We start from the raw sequence: 18189 nt of genomic DNA, 5'->3' as shown, positions 1-18189 counted from the left end.
TTTTTTGAGATGTTACCGGAGATCCCACCAGAGCGGTGTTCCGCCGGTATCCGGTCCTTTTAATGTGGCAACAGCACGGGCTACTGCTTTAGGATTGGTAACAAGTTCTATCTGCGGCATGGGCAGGCGGCGGATAAATTTTTCGGTAGAAATAGTACCGCCACTATTGTTGATTACCACGGGAAATAATTTAGGGTAACCGGTGCGGCGGAATTCACTCCATGCTTCCTGTCCTTCCGGGAACATGGCAATCCATTTCTGGGTGATGATCCGTTCCAGCTTCTGTTGAAGCGCAGCGCTTTCTTCCCACTTAATGGTGATGGTACTTAAATGAGGATCGCCTTCCGGTACATTATTATCGCCATTCTGCGGATCGGTATATGGATGGGGTTTATCCACATTGTTATTCATATATGCATTAGCGTTAGTAATGCTGTATTGATTAAAAGAAGTGCTGATGCCGGTGGCATAATTAGTGGCTGCGTTACCGGCGCCCTGCCAGCCATACAGCGCTGCTTCGGCTTTCAGGAACCAGGCTTCCGCGGCGGTCATAAACAATATCTTATTGTCAAATTTCACCAGCTGGGAAAAGCCACTGTATTCTTCTTTGGCGGCAATCTTAATACCGTTGCGGATGCCGTGGTAAACGTTCACGCCATCGTCGGTTGGTACAAAATAATGCGCCAGCCGCGGATCCTTATACCCGGTGAGGATCGATTCCATAGGCGCGCTCATTCTTAAGTCGGCCCAGGTGTAACACATAATATTCAGCGGATGGGTAACCGGTGAAATATTCACTGCAAAATTATCCGCAGGTGTTGTGAGCAGCCCGATCGGATGACGCAGTGCTGCCTCTCCTTCTTCACGCGCTTTTTTCGGATCAATGCCTGAAATACGGATAGCCAGCCGCAAACGAAGGGTGTTGGCAAATTTCACCCATTGGGTGTAGTCGCCTTTGTATACCAGGTCGAAGGCAGCAAAGCGTTGAGGGAAGCCGCTGTTAATAAAACCAGTTAATGTGTCCACCGCTTCATCCAGGTCTTTAAAAAAAGCATAGTACGCTTCCTGTTGTGAATCATAATCAATCCCCATTTCCTCATTCAGTATACCATACTTTGTGTAAATCACCGGGCCATAAATATCGCTGATACGATGCATGGCTTCTACTTTGATGATCTGCGCCCACGCATAAAAATCGGCGTAGTGGCCTTTGGCTTTCGATTGTGCAAAATCGCAGGTCTTCATTATATTGCTGTAGGTTACCTGCCAGGGTTTATTGTTCCAGTAGTATAACAGGCCATAGTTGGTATTATTGATATTGCCTTCAAAAGGAGTGGGCGCCATCATATAGCCGGAGAAAATATCCGCATTCAGATTCTGTTGCAGCTGGGCAGTAGGCGGGTCGTTATAAATAAGCAGGTTCAGCTGGGCCTGCGACAATGGTTCCCCCATCAGCCGGTAATCGGCTTTCAGTTCCTCTTCTGTAAAGTCGAAAGGATTCCTGTTAATCTCATCAAATCTCTTCGTACATGCACTTGCCAGCACAACTGCCATAACGGCGAATAATGTGTTGATTTTCCAGCTTTTCATTGGTGAGTATTTTAAATTCCTAATCTCAGGTTGATGCCCATACTTCGTGTGGGTGGCAACCCAAAAACATCTACACCCTGCAGTCCGTTGCCCGTACCCATAGATACTTCCGGATCAAACGGCGCGTGCAGTTCAAAAAAGAACAGGTTCCTGCCTACTATGCCCATGCGCATATTGCGGATCCATTTCCACTTCAGCGGTATGCGGTAGCTCAGGCTTAGTTCCCGTAAGCGGATGTTGGTGGCGTCGTACATATACATTTCGCCAATGCCGGCCCTGCCGCCAATGGTGGTGTAGTAACTCTGTGCGTCCAGTTTTCCGCTGTAAGGTGTGCCGTTGCTGTTCACCGCGTTTATTTCCACGCCGCCTTTGTCGCGGGCTTTGGCGCTTTCTTCACTTACGCCATACCAGTCCAGTACTGCCTGTGTTACGCTCATTACCTTGCCACCGAAGCGGCCGTCTATAAGGAAGCTGAGGTTAAAGTTTTTATAGTCGATGCTGTTGTTCCATCCTAATGTGAAATCGGGATTGGGATTACCCACTTTTTTAAATGCGTTGCGTGTTTGCAGTTTGCCGGCAGCATCAATCACGTAGGCGCCTTTATCGTTCTGCAACAATTCTTTATTGGAATAGATGTCGCCCCAGGAACCGCCTTCCATGATGAACGAGCCAAACATATTTACCCCGAAATCGGTGAGTACAAACATGCTGCTGGTATCTGCACCGATGATCCTGGAGTTGGAAAGGGAAACGATTTTATTTTTATTCGCGGCAAAGTTGATAGTGCTGGTCCAGGACACTGCCTTATTACGTATAGGCATTAAAGTGAGTGTGGCTTCCCATCCCTGGTTTTGTATATTCCCCATGTTGAGATAGTAGGTATTATACCTGTTGCCCAGTGGTGCCGGCACTTCCATGTACTGTTTGTAGTTATTATTTTTGTAGAAGGTAATATCGGCGGTGATCCTGTTTTTCAGAAGATGCGCTTCCAGACCTATTTCAAAAGACCGGTTGTCTTCTGGCTCCAGGCTGAGACCCGGGTAAAGCGTACGTTGATTCAGCACCACGCGTGTAACGCCGGCAATGGTTTGCAGCGTAAACGCTGCCGGCCGGGAAGAGTAGGCGGCGATATCGTTACCTACTTTGGCGTAGGAAATGCGGGAACGCAGAAAATCAACAGCTGCGGGCATTTTAAACATCTCACTCCATACGGCAGATAGCCCGGCTGAATAATAAAAATATCCTTTGTGCAGCGTAGAAGTATAGGCGAATGTACTGGACCAGTCGTTACGGCCGGTGAGATCCAGGAAAAGATAATTGTTGATGCCTGCCTGTACATTACCGAATAGGGCCTGTAGTTGCTTCTGGTCTATGCTGTGTTGTGCATCGAGCGAGGTGCTGAGGATATTGGATACCGAAAATTTATTCGGGTATGTGAGCCCCGGATCGGCATTGGGATTGGAGCCGTTAAAATTGCGTTCGTGTGCTTTGGTGTCTGTAATGCTTGCGCCGATATTGCCGGCCAGGTGCAGCCACTTGTTCATTTTCCGGCTGGCGTTCAGCATCATATCTCCGTACAGTTGGGTATTAAATTCCCGTTCGAGGGTATACCGCCCGTTGGAGCCGGCGAGTACAATTTGTGTACCGGCGTATGCTTCCAGTTCGTATTGATCGAGCGATTTATCAAAGTTGCCGCGTCCTTTCAATGATAGCCAATCGTTCAGCTGCCAGGTAAGCGAGAGGGTAGCGAGGCCACGGTAGCGGGAATCCAGCCGCAGGTCGCGGTACAGCGCCCACATGGGGTTTTGCTGGTCGTCCTGCCCGATCCACTTTTTATCATTGCGGATGTTCCACCAGTTCTGCATGTACAGGTCGCGGCCCTGGTCGTAGTATTCAAAATTATTTTTGTAGTAGTCGAAGTCCTGCCCGCGGGGAAAGGTATAGAGCCCGGAGATGGGGCTGTAGTACAATCCCGATGAAAGCCGGTTGGTAGTGCTTTGCGCGGTGAAAGATACGTTGGCGTCCATTACCAGTTTGTCGTTCAGCAGCTTCAGTGTTTCGCGCAGGTTCACCGTATGACGGTCGAATTTGTTGGTGGGAAGAATTCCTTTATTGGTTGTATTGGCGTATGAAAAATAACTCTGCGCGGTTTCTGTGCCGCCGCTGAAGGCGATGGTGTTGGTAAAGGTGGAGCCGGTGTTATAAAAGTTTTTTACATGATCGGGGGCATTGATGGATCGGCCCCAGCTGCCGAGTGATCCGGGTTGTGGCGTGCCTACTTTATCCACGCCCGGCGTATCGGTTTGTGCATAACGATATTGCAGCGGGGGCAGGATCGCGGGCGTTTCGCGGGTATAATCGGAAGAAACGTCAATTTTGCTTCGGCCGGGTTTTCCTTTTTTGGTGGTGATGAGGATCACGCCGTTAGCGGCCTGGCTGCCATAAAGCGCCGCTGCGGAAGCGCCTTTCAGGATACTGATGCTTTCAATATCATCAGGGTTGATGTTGGAGATACCGTCGCCGCCGTCGCGGCCACCGGCCCCGATGATGTTATGCGACTGCCCCCATACATCTGCGGGTTGTGCCGGTGTGTAATTGGCATAAGGTACGCCATCCACGATATAGAGGGGTTGATTTTCGCGGGTGGATTTGTTGCCGCGCAATACCACTCTCACAGAGCCACCGATGCCGGAGGCGCTGCGGGTGATGGTGGCGCCGGCTGTTTTTCCGTTCAGGCAGTTGATAACATTGGCATCTTTTACCAGTTGCAGGTCATCGCCGTCCAGTTGTTGGGTGGAGTAGGGCAGTTCCCGGCTTTTTTTCTGGATGCCCAGTGCAGTAACCACCAGTTCACTGAGTGCTTTTACATTTTCCTGCAGGCGTACATCGATGCGGGGATCGGCGCCCACCGTCACTTCGCGGGTAATGAATCCTACGGAACTGAATACAAGCACATCGCCGGTACTGGCTTTCAGTGAAAAACCAGCATCGGCGTTGGATTGGGTTCCTTTATTGGAATGTTTGATCTGAATGGTGACTCCCGGGAGCTGCGTGCCTTTGTTATCGCGTACGGTTCCACTGATCTCTCTCTCCAGGGACACATGATTCAGCAGGTCTACAGTGGGCGAGGGTTTGGCTTCACTTTCTGCGCCTACAATGATTTTGTTATTGATCAGGGTAAACTTTAATCCGGCCTGAACTGATAGTAGCGTAAGCACTTCATCGATGGGTGTTTTCGTACAGTTCAACGTAATCTTTTTCTTCAGGTTAAGATCCGTTTTGTCGTAATGAAAGTTGAGTCCTGTTTTTACCGAAATTTCGGTCATTACTTCTTCCAGGTTTTTATTTTTTACCTGGATGGTGACAACGATACCTGTGGGCGGGTCGGGTGTTTGCGTGATGGCACTAGTCGTTGTGTTCAAGCTCCCCGCCAACAGTAGTGTCAGCATCAACCCTGTGGATACAAACCACATCATGGGGCATGGCTTTACCCTCATATGGACTAGTTTTTGTTTTGCAGGTGAACGGTGTCGTTTTTAATGGTATAAGAAAGGGATTTAGCCAGGCAGATGATATCCATGACGTCTTTCAGGCTTTCGTTTTTGAAAGAGCCGTTGTAGTTCCATTCTTTTTTGTCGCTTTCGTTAATAACGGTAACGTCATAACGATTTTCTATACCTGTTACTATTTCATTATAGGGTGCGTCTTTGAATACGAGGTATCCCTGTTTCCAGGCGGTCACCTCTTCGGGTTTGCTGAAAACAGATTTTACGAGGCTGAGTGAAATGAGGTCGTAGCTGAGCTGTTCACTTGGCAGCAGGATGAGTGAGGAGGCAGATTGGCTGTTTTTATTCAGCTGGTCTACTTTTACTTTACCGCTTACGAGTGCCACGGTTACTTTGTGTTCGCTGGCATATGCCCGGATGTTGAAGGCGGTACCGAGTGCAGTGGTGGCCAGTTCCCCGGTATTCACCACAAATTTCCTGGTTGGGTCGGCGGCTACATTGAAAAAGGCTTCTCCTTCTTCCAGGAAAATGGTGCGGCCGTTGCTATCGAAATGTTCGGGGTAGCGTACTTTACTGCCGGCGTTCAGTTCGAGGGAGCTGCCGTCTTCGAGGGTGACACTTTCCTTGTTGCCTTTTGGTGTGGTGATTTCCACAAAACCATCTTTTACCACCCGGTTGGCTCCATTTGCGGCAATGGGGGCGGGTTGGTTGCCGGTGGCAGGATGTGTGCCGGGTGTTGGCTGGTTGAACCAGAAAACGCCTGCTGCCAGTAATACTACTGCCGCTGCGGCGTACCAGTAACGGGCACGCATATGCCGCACCTTTGGTGCGGGGGTGATATGTTCGTTGAGTTGTAAACGGATGCTGTCGAGTTCGCGGTCGAGTTCTTTGTCTTCTACATAGGTGGACTTGTGCCGGTTGATATTTTCAAACCATTGATCCACAATAGCCTCCTCCTCCGGTGAGCAATTCCCCTGGTTATACCGTTCCAGCAATATTTTAATCTGTTCTGTGTCCACCTGTTGCCGTTTTATGTGTTGATAAGTCGTAATAACGTGGAAAAGGTACCATGTACATTTAATTATTTTTTATCCGGTGCCGGGTGTGCGGGTTAGATAAACAAATAAACATATATCAGGAGTACGATCAGGTCGGTCCTGGCATAGCTGGTCCTTAGTATCTTTAATGCTTTGGTAATCTGGTTTTTTACGGTCTGTTGTGAAAGGCCAAGATGGGTGGAGATCTGTTCTACGGTAAGGTTTTCGAACCTGCTGAGCATGAAAATTTCTTTCATACGGTCGGGCAGGTGGTTGATGGCCTCAAACAGTTCCTGTGTCCGTGCTTTATTATCTACTGTTTCCGTGATGGAGTGCGGCTGTGCATCGAAATGTTCGATGAGCTGCTGCAGGTATTTACGGTAAGTGGCGTTTTTCCGGTAAATATCGATGATTTTGTGGCGGGCTACCTGGTACAGGTAAGCTTTCAATGATTCCTTGAGGATCAGTGAATGTCTTTTCTCCCAAAGGGAAATAAAGAGTTCCTGCAGCACATCTTTGCTGATCTCGGAGGCATCCAGTTTGCTGTGTATAAACAAATACAACATTTTACTGTAGCGGTCGTAGATGGCATTGAAGGCAGCGGTGTCGTCGCTTTTCAGCAGCGAAATTAACTGGTTATCGGAATAACTGCTGTACATCGAATTACAGTAGTAATTAAGCGTTTTGGTTGATAATTACTGAAATGAATGTAAGAAGAAAAATTTGATATTTTGACATTTGGCCCTTACTTTTTAAAATAACTAAATAACCAAATGATAAAATAATTATATTTTTTATCATGCTTCCTTCAGGCGCAGTTCATTTTTGTATTCCTTGGGTGTTTTGCCTACTATTTCCTTGAAGAACCGGTTGAAATTGGACAGGTTCTTAAAGCCGCAGGAGTAGGCGATTTCCGCGATGGACCAGTCTTCCTCGGTTAACCGTTTACAGGCGTGCCCGATGCGTACTTCATTGAGGAACTGTACAAAGGATTTTTTTGTACGGTTTTTAAAGAAGCGGCAGAAGGATTGGGGCGACAGGTTGGTGATGCTGGCTACATCCTGCAGGGATATTTCTTTGGAGAAGTTATTCATGACGTACTTGAATACTTCATCGATCTTATGGTTATCCTTTACATTATAGGCGTGGGAGTAGCCGGTGCTGGCCAGGTAATAGCAATCGCGGGTTTCTGAGAGTGTTTTTAAGATGTGGAGCAGGGAGATGATACGGTCCAGTCCTTCCTTCCGGGGAAGGGCCAGGATCTCGGGTTTCAGCAGCTCGTGGGTGGCGCCGGTGATTTTCATCCCCCTTTGCGCCCGGTGAAATAATTCACTGAGTGCTTTGGTTTCCGGTAATCCGTAAAATTTCTCCCCGAATATGTCTTTAGGGAAATAGATGACCACAGAGCGGGCTTTCAGATTTTCATCTCCCTTATAATATTCTTCCTCATTATACCATACATGCGGTATATGCGGTCCGAGAAACACCATATCGCCTTCTTCAAAGCTCTCGATGCTATCCCCTACAATTCTCTTCCCGTGGCTTTCCGTAACATATACCAGTTCACACTCCGGGTGGAAGTGGAATGGTGTATTGAAATAAGGATCACTTCTTTCTATAATCGTGATCTGATTATCGGCAAAAGCCCCAACTTTAATAAGGATGGGTTTCATTCATGTATTAATTTAAGCTACTATGTTAGTGTGACCGTCCTGTACTTTATTACCATTGCCATTATTCCCGTCTGGGGGAACCCTATGCAGGTAGGCGAGCAGTATTGAGATCGTCCTATGAATGATGCCAAATTATTAAAAATTGGTTAAAAAAATATCATTTTGCCGAAAATAACCTTTTTATGTGATAGAAAACAAACCGGGGTAAAGAGCAATAGTTTTGACCGGGTTACTTGGAATAATTAGCACAAGAGCGTAATTTCCAACTTCATTTTGTAAATTACGTCCGGCTAAATCGATGTAGCATTTTTTCTATGAAAGGGATCTCTATTAAAGATATTGCAAAACAAGCCGGAGTATCTCCTACAACGGTATCTTTTGTACTCAACGGTAAAGCAAAGGAGAAAAGAATCAGTGAACAGGTAAGTAAGAAAATCCAGAAAATTGCCACCCGTCTGAAATATAAACCGAACCAGCTCGCCCGCGGACTGCGTACCGGTAAAACCAAAACTATTGGTCTTATTGTGGAGGATATTGCCAACAACTTCTTTGCCACACTGGCCAAAGTAGTGGAAGACGAAGCCGACAAGCACGGTTATAAAGTGCTTTACGGCAGCACAGAAGACAATACGGAAAAGGCAAAAGGACTCCTCGAAGTATTAAAATACCGGCAGGTGGATGGCTATATTATCACGCCTACCAAAAACCTCGATAAAGAAATAGAACTGCTTCAATCGGCCGCCAAACCACTGGTGCTGGTGGATCGTTATTTCCCGCATGTGAACAGCCATTATGTGGTGCTTAATAACTATAAGGGCGCCTATGATGCCACTACTCACCTGGTGAAACAAGGCTATAAAAAAATTGCCATCGTTACTATCGCATCTGATCAAACACAGATGAAAGAAAGGCTTGACGGGTTCACTGCTGCGCTCAAGGACCATAAAATTCCTTTTAATAAATCGTTTGTGAAACGCCTGCCGTTCGACCTGGACCGGGAAAGTTTCAACAATGAGATAAAGAAATTCCTCACTGCTGTAAAAGGCGTGGACGCTGTATTTTTTGCCACCAACTACCTGGGTATCGCCGGTATTGAAACGATCCGCTCAATGGGGTGGGAGATAGGAAAAGAAATCGGGCTGGTGGGTTTTGATGACCATGACCTGTTCCGTTTGCACAGTCCTTCTATTACCTGTGTATCACAACCTATCGCAGCTATCGGAAAAAGTATTGTGGATTTATTGATGAAAGAACTGAATCATGTAGCGGGCACTCCTGCTTCTCCGCCGCAACAGGTAATACTGGAGCCGGAGCTGATTATCCGCGGTTCTTCTTCGCGGAAGTAATGTCTTTTTGATTTGATTTTATAATGATCAGGGGAGATAAGCATAGAGATACCTATGCTTATCTCCCCTGAAGCATTGTATAGCCAGCTGTAACCAGGGGGTGATACTTCCTGTATTTATATTATACCCGGAGATAAAACAGGGATAAGCCATATCTCTATAGGTACAACTTATCTACGGCTTAAATACGGGTTATATACGGCTTATCTACGGCTTATCCTATAATGAGGGTGGCATATGGCAGAGATTGCCAATAGATGGATTTAGCGCTTTAAATACAGTTTTTATGCTTTTTTATTTTCAGCCCGGACAGCAATAATTTTTAATGATAGCAGTGGGACATCTGCTTTTATCTCTCTTTATCGTTAAAAAAATCTGAACAAAATCAGATCAATTTAATCACGCTCAATCCGTATAATCCTGAAAAAGACAATCGCCTCCGGCGATTACCTAATGCTATTTTAATCACATGGAATATTATTTTCTCTTTCTTAACGAGCTGTTAACGATAAATAAAAAAATTGTTAAATCTTCTTTGCACTTCTCATAATTATCCCTAAGTTTGAAACCATTATTCAGACTGATCAGCCAAACTTGTAGCGAAAATGAAATGTGAGAGTGGTATACAGGTTTTTTTTATGTGGTATTGCTAAAACGTTTTAGTATTACTATAGTGTCAGAATAACAATTAATGCCAATGGAGTAATTCCATTTAATTATTTAAGAACGGAAACCACGTGATTACCATCAGAACCCCTGTGCAATGCAGGCAGGTTAATGGTAGCGGGACCTTTCGTGTCTTTTTTGCTTATGTGTCTGATTCACTTGTTATAATTCACTAAACCAAAAGGAAGCTATGCGAAGATCACTTCTTCTCACCACGTTGCTTTTCTTATGCTGCTGTATCACTGCTTGGGCGCAGGATAAGAAAGCTGTTGCGGGAACCGTTAAGGACGCAAAAGGAACGCCTTTACCGGGTGTTACCGTAAAAGAGAAAAACGCCTCCAACGGAGCTACAACCGGCCCCGATGGAAATTTCAAAATCCAGGTAGCAGATGGTGCTACACTCGTTTTTTCCTACATAGGATTTATCAACCAGGAAGTAGCTGTTAATGGACAGTCTACCGTAAACATTGTATTAAAAGAAGACAACAAGAATCTGAATGAAGTAGTGGTTACCGCTATGGGTATTAAGAGAGAAGCCAAGGCACTGGGTTACTCTGTGAGTACTGTAAGTTCAAAAGAAATTACCGAAAGCGGAAGCACAAACTTTGCTTCTGCCTTGTATGGTAAAGCAGCCGGTGTGAAAATTGTGGCTGCTCCGGGTGGCGCTTCCAGCGCTGTTTCCGTACAGGTAAGGGGTGTATCCTCTATCGGTTTGAGTACACAGCCGCTGTACGTGGTAGATGGTGTACCGTTGAGAAACTTCAATGATCTTACTTCCGGAAGCTTTGGTACCAGCAACTCAAGAATTGAGGGAAATGGTGCACTGGACATCAATCCGGAAGACATCGAAACACTCACTATCCTGAAAGGTGCGAGTGCTTCTGCATTGTATGGTTCTGAAGCTACTAACGGTGTGGTAGTTATTACCACCAAGAAAGGTGTTAAAGGCCGCGGTCTGAACGTAGATGTAAACTACACTTTCAACCAGGAGAAAATTGCTTCGCAACCAGACTATCAGAACGAATATGGTCCCGGGTACGATCCGCAAACGAATATCGTAAATGGTATTGCTGATGCTGAAGGTTGGGTTACTGATGCCGATGGCTCCAGGCACCCGTATTATCGCGCTTACAATCAGTTCGGCCCTAAATTCGATGGCAGTGATGTGAAATACTGGGATGGTACTACCCGTAAATATGTTGCACAGAAAGATAACTATAAAGACTTCTTCCAGACAGGTTACAACTCTGCAGCCAATGTAGCAATCTCAAATGCCAGCGATAAGGGTAGTTTCCGCTTTTCTTACAATCGCGTGGATTATAAGAGCATCATGCCGGGAAGTAATCTCTATAAGAACAACTTCAATTTGAACGGTACATTAAAACTGAGTGAAAGGGTAAGTGTGGATCTCGTATCTACTTACAATAATAGCTTTGTTCATAACCGTGCAAACGTAATGAGTAACATATTCGGTTCATTCGACGGTTTCTTTAGCCGCTTTGATGATATGAATACGTTCTTAAATAAATACCAGACCAGTAACGGTTATAAGTACGTGGATGCTAACAACAACCAGTACGATCAGGATGAGAAAATGGCCTATCGTTTCAGAGCTACCAACCTGATGGATTACCTGTGGAACAACCTGCGTAACAACTACGATGAAACCCAGAACCGCTTTATCAACAGTGCAACCCTGAATGTGGGTATCCTGGATAATCTGCGTTTCAGAGGTAGAGTAGGAGGCGATTTCACCAACGTAACTACCGCAGATGAACAACATAACACACAACCGGCTGCGTTAGGATATACTGGTCAGTACGATGTAAATACCCGTAACAATAACGTGTTTTACGGAGATGCGATCCTCGTATATAATCCTAAAGTTGCCAAAGACTTTGATCTCTCTGTTACAGGTGGTGTTACCGGCCGTAAACAAACGTATAAAAATCAGTTCACTCAAACCAAAGATGGTCTGGTGGATGAAAACTGGTTTAGTTTGAATAACTCTGCAAGTCCGTTGTATGCTACCTCTGTTCGCGCTGAACAGATAGATGTAGCGGCTTTTGGAATGTTGAACCTGAGCTATAAAGGCTTCCTGTTCCTGGAAGGAACAGGTCGTTATGAGTCTACCTCTACTTTACCGGTAGCTAATAACAAATACTTTTATCCTTCCGTGAACGCCGGTTTCCTGCTTTCCGAAGTAGCTAAACTGCCTGCATTTGTTGACTATGCGAAGTTCAGGGCTTCTTATGGCCTGGTTGGTAATCATCCTAATCTTTATCAGTCCAACATTGCATACAATCCTTACACCGTTACGCTGAGTAAGAACAATGTTCCCTACCAGCAATCCAATCCTTCCGCTTTTGGTAATGAACTGCTGGAATCAGAAAGAAAAAGGGAAATGGAGTTTGGCTTTGAAGCACGTTTCCTGAAAAATAAGATCGGTGTAGATTTCAGTTATTATAACAATAAGATCACGAACCAGATCCTGACACTGAGCACACCTGCATCTTCCGGCGCTACTTCTCAGCTGGTGAATGCGGGCGACCTGAGCAACTATGGCTACGAAGCTGCTATTAATGCCACACCAATTGCTAATAAAGATTTCCGCTGGACTACCCGCTTTAACTTTGCGGTAAATAGAAACAGACTTACTGCACTGAAAGATGGTCAGACTACTTTAACCATGCCTTCCTATGATGGTGGTTACCTGCTGATCCGCTCTAACGTAGGCGATCCGCTGGGTAATATTTATGTACATCCGGCTAACAAAGACGAAAACGGTAATAAGATTGTAAATGCAGATGGTATTTACACTACCAACACTGCCGAGTACGAATATGCCGGCAACATTATGCCTAAAGTAGTAGGTGGTTTCTCCAACTCCGTGAGCTATAAAAACTTTTCACTGGACTTTACACTGGATTATCGCTTAGGTGGTAACCTGGTATCTATTCCTTACTACTATCAGATCGGTGCCGGTATGTTTAACAGTACCCTGCAATACAGGGATGCAGCACATGGCGGTCTTGCCTACGATGCAATCGACTACGCAAGTGGTAACCTGGTGGCTAATCCGAATGGTGCGCATCACGATGGTGTAATCCTGCCAGGTGTAACTGAAGATGGTAAAAAGAATGAGAAAGTAATTACAGCCGGACAATACTGGTCTACCCAGCACGATTGGCAGACTAACGGTTTGTATGAAAACGCCGTGTTTAAAAACAGCTACGTGAAGTTGCGTGAGGTAACACTTACTTACAATATGCCAAAAAGCATCATAGAAAAACTGCATTTGCAGAATCTGCAGTTTTCATTGATCGGCAGAAACCTGTTCTATATCTGGAAAACCTTACCTAAAGGTTTAGATCCGGAAGTAGCAGTAGGTTCTTCCTGGCTGAGTCAGGGTGTTGATGGCGGCACAGTGGGCCCTACCCGGAGTTTAGGCGCCAGCCTGCGTGCACGTTTTTAGTAGTATGCTGATTTTGTAAACGAACTTAACAAATTGAAATGAAACGTCTTTTAATAAACACTTCACTTCTTATCTTACTTGTTGCTTCTTTCAGCGCATGTAAGAAACAGATTGCAGACGATTACGCTAACCCGGAGTTAAGTCAGACCGGCTCTATGAGCAAACTGCTCAGCGGTATGTTCATCAATAAGCGTATGCGTCCATCGTACTGGGATTATGCCACTTTTATATTGCCCACTACAGCCAGCTTCTCGCAGACCACGGCATTACAGCCAGGTACAAAGATGTATGTACCTTCTTTGTCTTACACTGAAAACCGCTGGGTAGACTTTTATGCAGGGTCCAAAAGTGACGACAATGACTTTAACTACGTTGGACCTGGTATCATGGCTAACTTCAGGGAAATGCAAACTACTTTCGGAAAACTGACACCGGAGGAACAGGCAGACCAACTGGTATTCCTGAATTGCGCCAAAGTAATTTTATTTGACCAGACCAGCCAGATGGTGGATCTCTGGGGTGATATTCCTTTTGGCCAGGCAGGTTCATTGAATACGCCCGACCGTAATGTAGATCCTGCTGCTTTTGAAGATGCAGCTGCTATTTATGATACGCTGATCTCCGGACTCAACAGCCTGAATACTTATTTTGAAACAGTCCAGCTCTCTAATGTAGCCAAAGCCAGCTTAAGTAAAGCGGATATTATGCTGAAAGGGGATGTGAATGCCTGGAGACGTTATACCAACTCACTGCGTTTGCGTTTATTAATGCGTACTTCGTTTGTGAAAGAAGCAAGCGCGAAAACGGAAGTGACGACTATGCTGAATAACCCGGTGAAATATCCGTTAATCAGCTCCAACCTGGAAAATGCAACTATTCAGATGAGTCCTCCGTCACTGAAAAGCGATATATTTAGCGCTTTAACAGGAAGTCCTTTTGCTCCTGCTTTCCTCCTGGATACAGTAATGGCAACGAATGACGATCCCCGGACAGAAGTATACTGGGATAAAGGTACTACACATGGTTTAAAAGGCTTCCCGGCTAACGGTACTGCCGCTGCTTATGAGGCTGCAGGTTATGCTACTTACGACTCTGCAACTTTCTTCAATAACTACAACGTACCTGGAGTTATTTTTACAGCTTCAGAAGTGAGCTTCCTGAAAGCAGAAGCAGGTGAAAGATGGGGTATAGGATCACCTCTTACCGATTATACGAATGGTCTTAAACAGTCGATAGAATTTTATTATGGCCTTAATAAAGCAGTGGTATACCGTGCGGATCAAAGCTGGCCTGTAATACCAACGCCTACTGATTCGGCTGTTAATAGCTTCCTGACTATGCCGGCTATTGCCTATACAGGCACCACCCAGCAGAAACTGGCAAAAATCTGGACGCAGAAATGGGTGAACTTCTTTATCCTTCAGGCTGGCGAAGCATGGACAGAGATAAGACGTACTGGTTATCCGAAGCTGCCTTTCCCACTGGCATCTACTTCCGGTTCTACCGTTCCGCCTGAGCGTTTGTTGTATCCTTCTACTGAGCAGGTGTACAATCCAGACAACTACGCAAAAGTTGCTGCAAAAGACAAAGCCAACATCAAAATTTTCTGGGACGTTCGTTAAGGACCAGTGAACAATTATAATAAAAAAACGTCCCGGACTTTCCGGGACGTTTTTTTATTATAATAACGATGATCAGCAACCTACCCGATCATATTCTTAATCTCACTCAGCTTCAGCAATGCTTCTACCGGTGTTAACCGGTTAATATCCACGGTATCCAGTTTCTCCCGGATCTGCTGGAACACATCACTATGTGCATCAAATATATTCAGCTGTAGCTTCTGAGACGGTGTGCTGATCTGTTTTATATTTTTCTGCAGTGGTGCATCGATATGTTTTTCTTCGAGATTGGCCAGCACTTCATTGGCTCTGTTGATCAGCTCTGGCGGCATGCCGGCCATGCGGGCCACGTGAATACCAAAGCTGTGGCGACTTCCGCCGGGCGCCAGTTTACGCAGGAAGATAATTTTGTTCCCCGATTCCATGTTGGTGATATGGAAGTTCTTTACCCGCGCGTGTTTGTTTTCCAGTTCATTCAGTTCATGATAGTGGGTGGCAAACAGCGTTTTAGGGCGGTGTGTGGTCATGTCGTGGAGATATTCCACGATGCTCCAGGCGATGGAGATACCATCGTAAGTGCTGGTACCGCGGCCTATTTCATCCAGTATTACGAGGCTGCGCGCTGTAATGCTGTTGATGATGCTGGCGGTTTCGTTCATTTCCACCATAAAGGTAGATTCTCCGCCGCTCAGGTTATCGGAAGCGCCTACACGGGTAAATATTTTATCAGTAAGACCAATATCCGCGCTGGTGGCAGGTACAAAGCTACCCATGTGCGACATCAGGGTGATGAGCGCCGTTTGCCGCAGCAGGGCCGATTTACCGGACATGTTGGGTCCCGTAAGAATAATGATCTGTTGGGATTCCTTATCGAGTTGCAGGTCGTTGGAAACGTAGGTATCACCCGCAGGTAGCCCCCTTTCAATCACCGGATGACGGCCTTCTTTGATCAGAAGGTCGAAGCCTTCCGTGATATTCGGGCGGCGGTATTTGTATTGCAGGGCGTTGTGTGCAAAACACAGGAGGCAGTCGATCCGCGCAAACACCTGTGCATCTTCCTGTACCGGCTTAATAAATGCCTGGAGACTTTGCACCAGGTCGTCGAACAGTTTGCTTTCCAGCACCTGGATCTTATCTTCTGCTCCTACAATCTTTTCCTCGTACTCTTTCAGTTCGGGAGTGATATAGCGTTCTGCGTTGGCCAGTGTTTGCTTGCGCATCCAGCGGTCGGGCACTTTGTTTTTGTGGGTGTTGGTTACTTCCAGGTAATAGCCGAAAACGTTGTTGAAAGCTATTTTCAGGGAAGGGATACCGGTGGCTTCTGATTCTTTTTGCTGGATTTGCAGGAGATAGTCTTTCCCTTTGTTGGCGATGTTCCGGAGGTCATCCAGTTCAGCGTTTACCCCTTCTTTGATGCAGCCGCCTTTGTTTACCAGTACCGGCGGGTTTTCCATGATTTCGTTAAGAATACGGTCCAGTAAAGGAACGCAGGGGTCCAGTTTTTCGTTTAGCCGCCGGAGGTAGTCGCTGCTGCTGTTTTCCAGGAGTGCCTGTACCGCCTGTACCTGTTGCAGGGAGCGGGCCAGTTGTAATACTTCGCGTGGATTTATTTTCTTCAGCGGTATTTTGGATACCAGTCTTTCCAGGTCGCCGGTTTGTTTCAGGTGATGTACCAGTGACTTGGAGAGATCGGTTTCTTTGATAAAGTATTCAACGGTATCCAGCCTTTCGTTGATGGCTTTGATATCGCGGAGGGGGAATACCATCCAGCGTTTGAGCAGGCGTGCGCCCATCGGGGTTACGGTATTGTCCAGTACTTTCAGGAGGGTATGCCCGTTTTCCACGCTGCTGTTGAGCAGTTCCAGGTTGCGCACGGTGAAGCGGTCCATCCAGAGGAAGTCATCCTGGCTGATGCGCTGCATGCGGGTGATATGCTGGAGGTTGGGATGCTCGGTATCTTTCAGGTAGTGAAGGGTGGCGCCGGCAGCGATAATAGCGGACGGCAGGCCTTCCACACCGTATCCTTTCAGGGAATGGGTCTGGAAATGTTTCAGCAGTATTTCTTCCGCATAGGTGGTGGTAAATATCCACTCATCCATAGTATAGGTGTAGAAACGGGTGCCGAAAGTGGCTTTGAAATTTTTCTGTTGTTGTTTGGCGAACAGTACTTCTGCCGGGCGGAAGCTCTGGAGGAGTTTATCCACATATTCCGTACTGCCTTCTGCAATAAAAAATTCGCCGGTGGAAATATCGAGAAAAGATACGCCGGTGGTGTCTGTACCAAAATGAACAGCCGCCAGGAAGTTGTTGCTGGAGTTTTCCAGCAGCTTATCGTTGATGGCTACGCCGGGTGTCACCATTTCTGTGACGCCGCGTTTAACAATGCCTTTTACTGTTTTAGGATCTTCCAGCTGGTCGCACACGGCCACCCGGTGACCTGCTTTTACCAGTTTATGAAGATAAGTATCTAACGAGTGGTGGGGAAATCCTGCCAGGTCAACATAAGAGGCGGACCCGTTGGCCCTTTTGGTTAAAACAATGCCCAGCACCCGGGCGGCTATAACTGCATCCTCATTAAACGTTTCATAAAAATCGCCAACACGGAACAACAGTACGGCATCAGGGTATCTGTCCTTGATGGCCTTATGTTGCTGCATGAGCGGTGTTTCTTCCGTTTTACTTTTTGCCATGCCGCAAATATATAAAACTCATCCCATCCTATTATCTTTGCAGGTGATGAGAAAATTAAGCATGGATGAACTGGGCCGTAAAACGGTGGAAGAGTTCAAGGCTGCCGATAAAACGCCTATTGTACTGGTACTGGATAATATACGCAGCATGCACAATGTGGGGTCGGTGTTCCGTACGGCGGATGCATTCCTTGTACAGGGAATCATTCTTTGTGGCTATACGCCGGTGCCGCCGCACCGCGATATCAATAAAACGGCGTTGGGCGCTACCGAAACAGTGGAGTGGCAGTATTTTGATACCACGGTGAGTGCTGTACAGGAGCTGAAAACAGCCGGGTACCGGGTGATGGCCATTGAGCAGGCGGTGAACAGTTATATGCTGAACAGTTTTGTACCACCTGCGGATCAGCCGCTGGCGCTGGTTTTTGGGAATGAAGTGAGCGGGGTAGACGGGGAAGTAATGAAGCTGGTGGATGGTTGTATTGAAATTCCCCAGCTGGGCATGAAGCATTCCTTAAATATTTCTGTGAGTACCGGTATTGTGGTTTGGGATATCTTTGTAAAATTGAAGAAGGCTTAAAGGA

Annotated in this window: 10 protein-coding genes; 4 read left to right on the top strand and 6 right to left on the bottom strand. The window is 46.3% G+C overall.

Annotated elements, in window-relative coordinates; all coding sequences use genetic code 11:
• Positions 1 to 12: 12 nt before the first annotated feature.
• From PV783_RS27865 to PV783_RS27845, 5 genes are all read right to left on the bottom strand, one after another.
• Complete coding sequence (locus PV783_RS27865; RefSeq protein ID WP_420990389.1) at positions 13 to 1590, bottom strand: SusD/RagB family nutrient-binding outer membrane lipoprotein; 1578 nt, start codon at positions 1588 to 1590, stop codon at positions 13 to 15.
• An 11-nt stretch (positions 1591 to 1601) separates the two neighbouring features.
• Positions 1602 to 5087: a SusC/RagA family TonB-linked outer membrane protein gene (locus PV783_RS27860; RefSeq protein WP_420990388.1), complete on the bottom strand. Its 3486-nt coding sequence runs from the start codon at positions 5085 to 5087 to the stop codon at positions 1602 to 1604.
• 5 nt (positions 5088 to 5092) lie between these two features.
• Positions 5093 to 6115 carry a FecR family protein gene (locus tag PV783_RS27855; protein WP_420990387.1) on the bottom strand — a complete coding sequence of 341 codons (1023 nt, stop codon included), beginning with the start codon at positions 6113 to 6115 and terminating at the stop codon, positions 5093 to 5095.
• 92 nt (positions 6116 to 6207) lie between these two features.
• The gene (locus PV783_RS27850; RefSeq protein WP_079470511.1) at positions 6208 to 6792 is read right to left on the bottom strand and encodes an RNA polymerase sigma factor; all 585 of its coding nucleotides are present in this window, start codon (positions 6790 to 6792) and stop codon (positions 6208 to 6210) included.
• Positions 6793 to 6930: 138 nt separating this feature from the next.
• The gene (locus tag PV783_RS27845) at positions 6931 to 7806 is read right to left on the bottom strand and encodes an AraC family transcriptional regulator (RefSeq protein ID WP_079470510.1); all 876 of its coding nucleotides are present in this window, start codon (positions 7804 to 7806) and stop codon (positions 6931 to 6933) included.
• Between the two features lie 314 nt (positions 7807 to 8120).
• On the opposite strand from PV783_RS27845, the gene PV783_RS27840 reads away from it, so the two are divergent.
• The 3 genes from PV783_RS27840 to PV783_RS27830 all read left to right on the top strand — a co-directional run bounded on the left by PV783_RS27840 (position 8121) and on the right by PV783_RS27830 (position 14915).
• On the top strand, positions 8121 to 9152 hold the full coding sequence (locus PV783_RS27840; protein WP_079470509.1) for a LacI family DNA-binding transcriptional regulator: 1032 nt from the start codon (positions 8121 to 8123) through the stop codon (positions 9150 to 9152).
• Positions 9153 to 10008: 856 nt separating this feature from the next.
• Positions 10009 to 13293 (top strand): SusC/RagA family TonB-linked outer membrane protein, encoded by a 3285-nt coding sequence (locus PV783_RS27835; protein WP_336386734.1) that lies wholly within the window; start codon positions 10009 to 10011, stop codon positions 13291 to 13293.
• A gap of 38 nt (positions 13294 to 13331) precedes the next feature.
• Positions 13332 to 14915: a SusD/RagB family nutrient-binding outer membrane lipoprotein gene (locus tag PV783_RS27830; RefSeq protein ID WP_336386735.1), complete on the top strand. Its 1584-nt coding sequence runs from the start codon at positions 13332 to 13334 to the stop codon at positions 14913 to 14915.
• Positions 14916 to 14995: 80 nt separating this feature from the next.
• On the opposite strand, the gene mutS is transcribed toward PV783_RS27830, so the two are convergent.
• Positions 14996 to 17605: a DNA mismatch repair protein MutS gene (mutS, locus tag PV783_RS27825; protein WP_111577742.1), complete on the bottom strand. Its 2610-nt coding sequence runs from the start codon at positions 17603 to 17605 to the stop codon at positions 14996 to 14998.
• A 46-nt stretch (positions 17606 to 17651) separates the two neighbouring features.
• Here mutS and PV783_RS27820 point away from each other — a divergent pair, with 46 nt between their 5' ends.
• Positions 17652 to 18185, top strand: a complete 534-nt coding sequence (locus tag PV783_RS27820; protein ID WP_235015944.1) for an RNA methyltransferase — start codon at positions 17652 to 17654, stop codon at positions 18183 to 18185.
• The last annotated feature ends 4 nt before the right edge of the window (positions 18186 to 18189 follow it).

The sequence above is a fragment of the Chitinophaga sp. CC14 genome (genome assembly GCF_048957795.1).
Taxonomy (GTDB): domain Bacteria; phylum Bacteroidota; class Bacteroidia; order Chitinophagales; family Chitinophagaceae; genus Chitinophaga; species Chitinophaga ginsengisegetis.
Note: the sequence above shows the minus strand (reverse complement) of the source record. Positions and strands in the feature narration are given on the sequence as shown.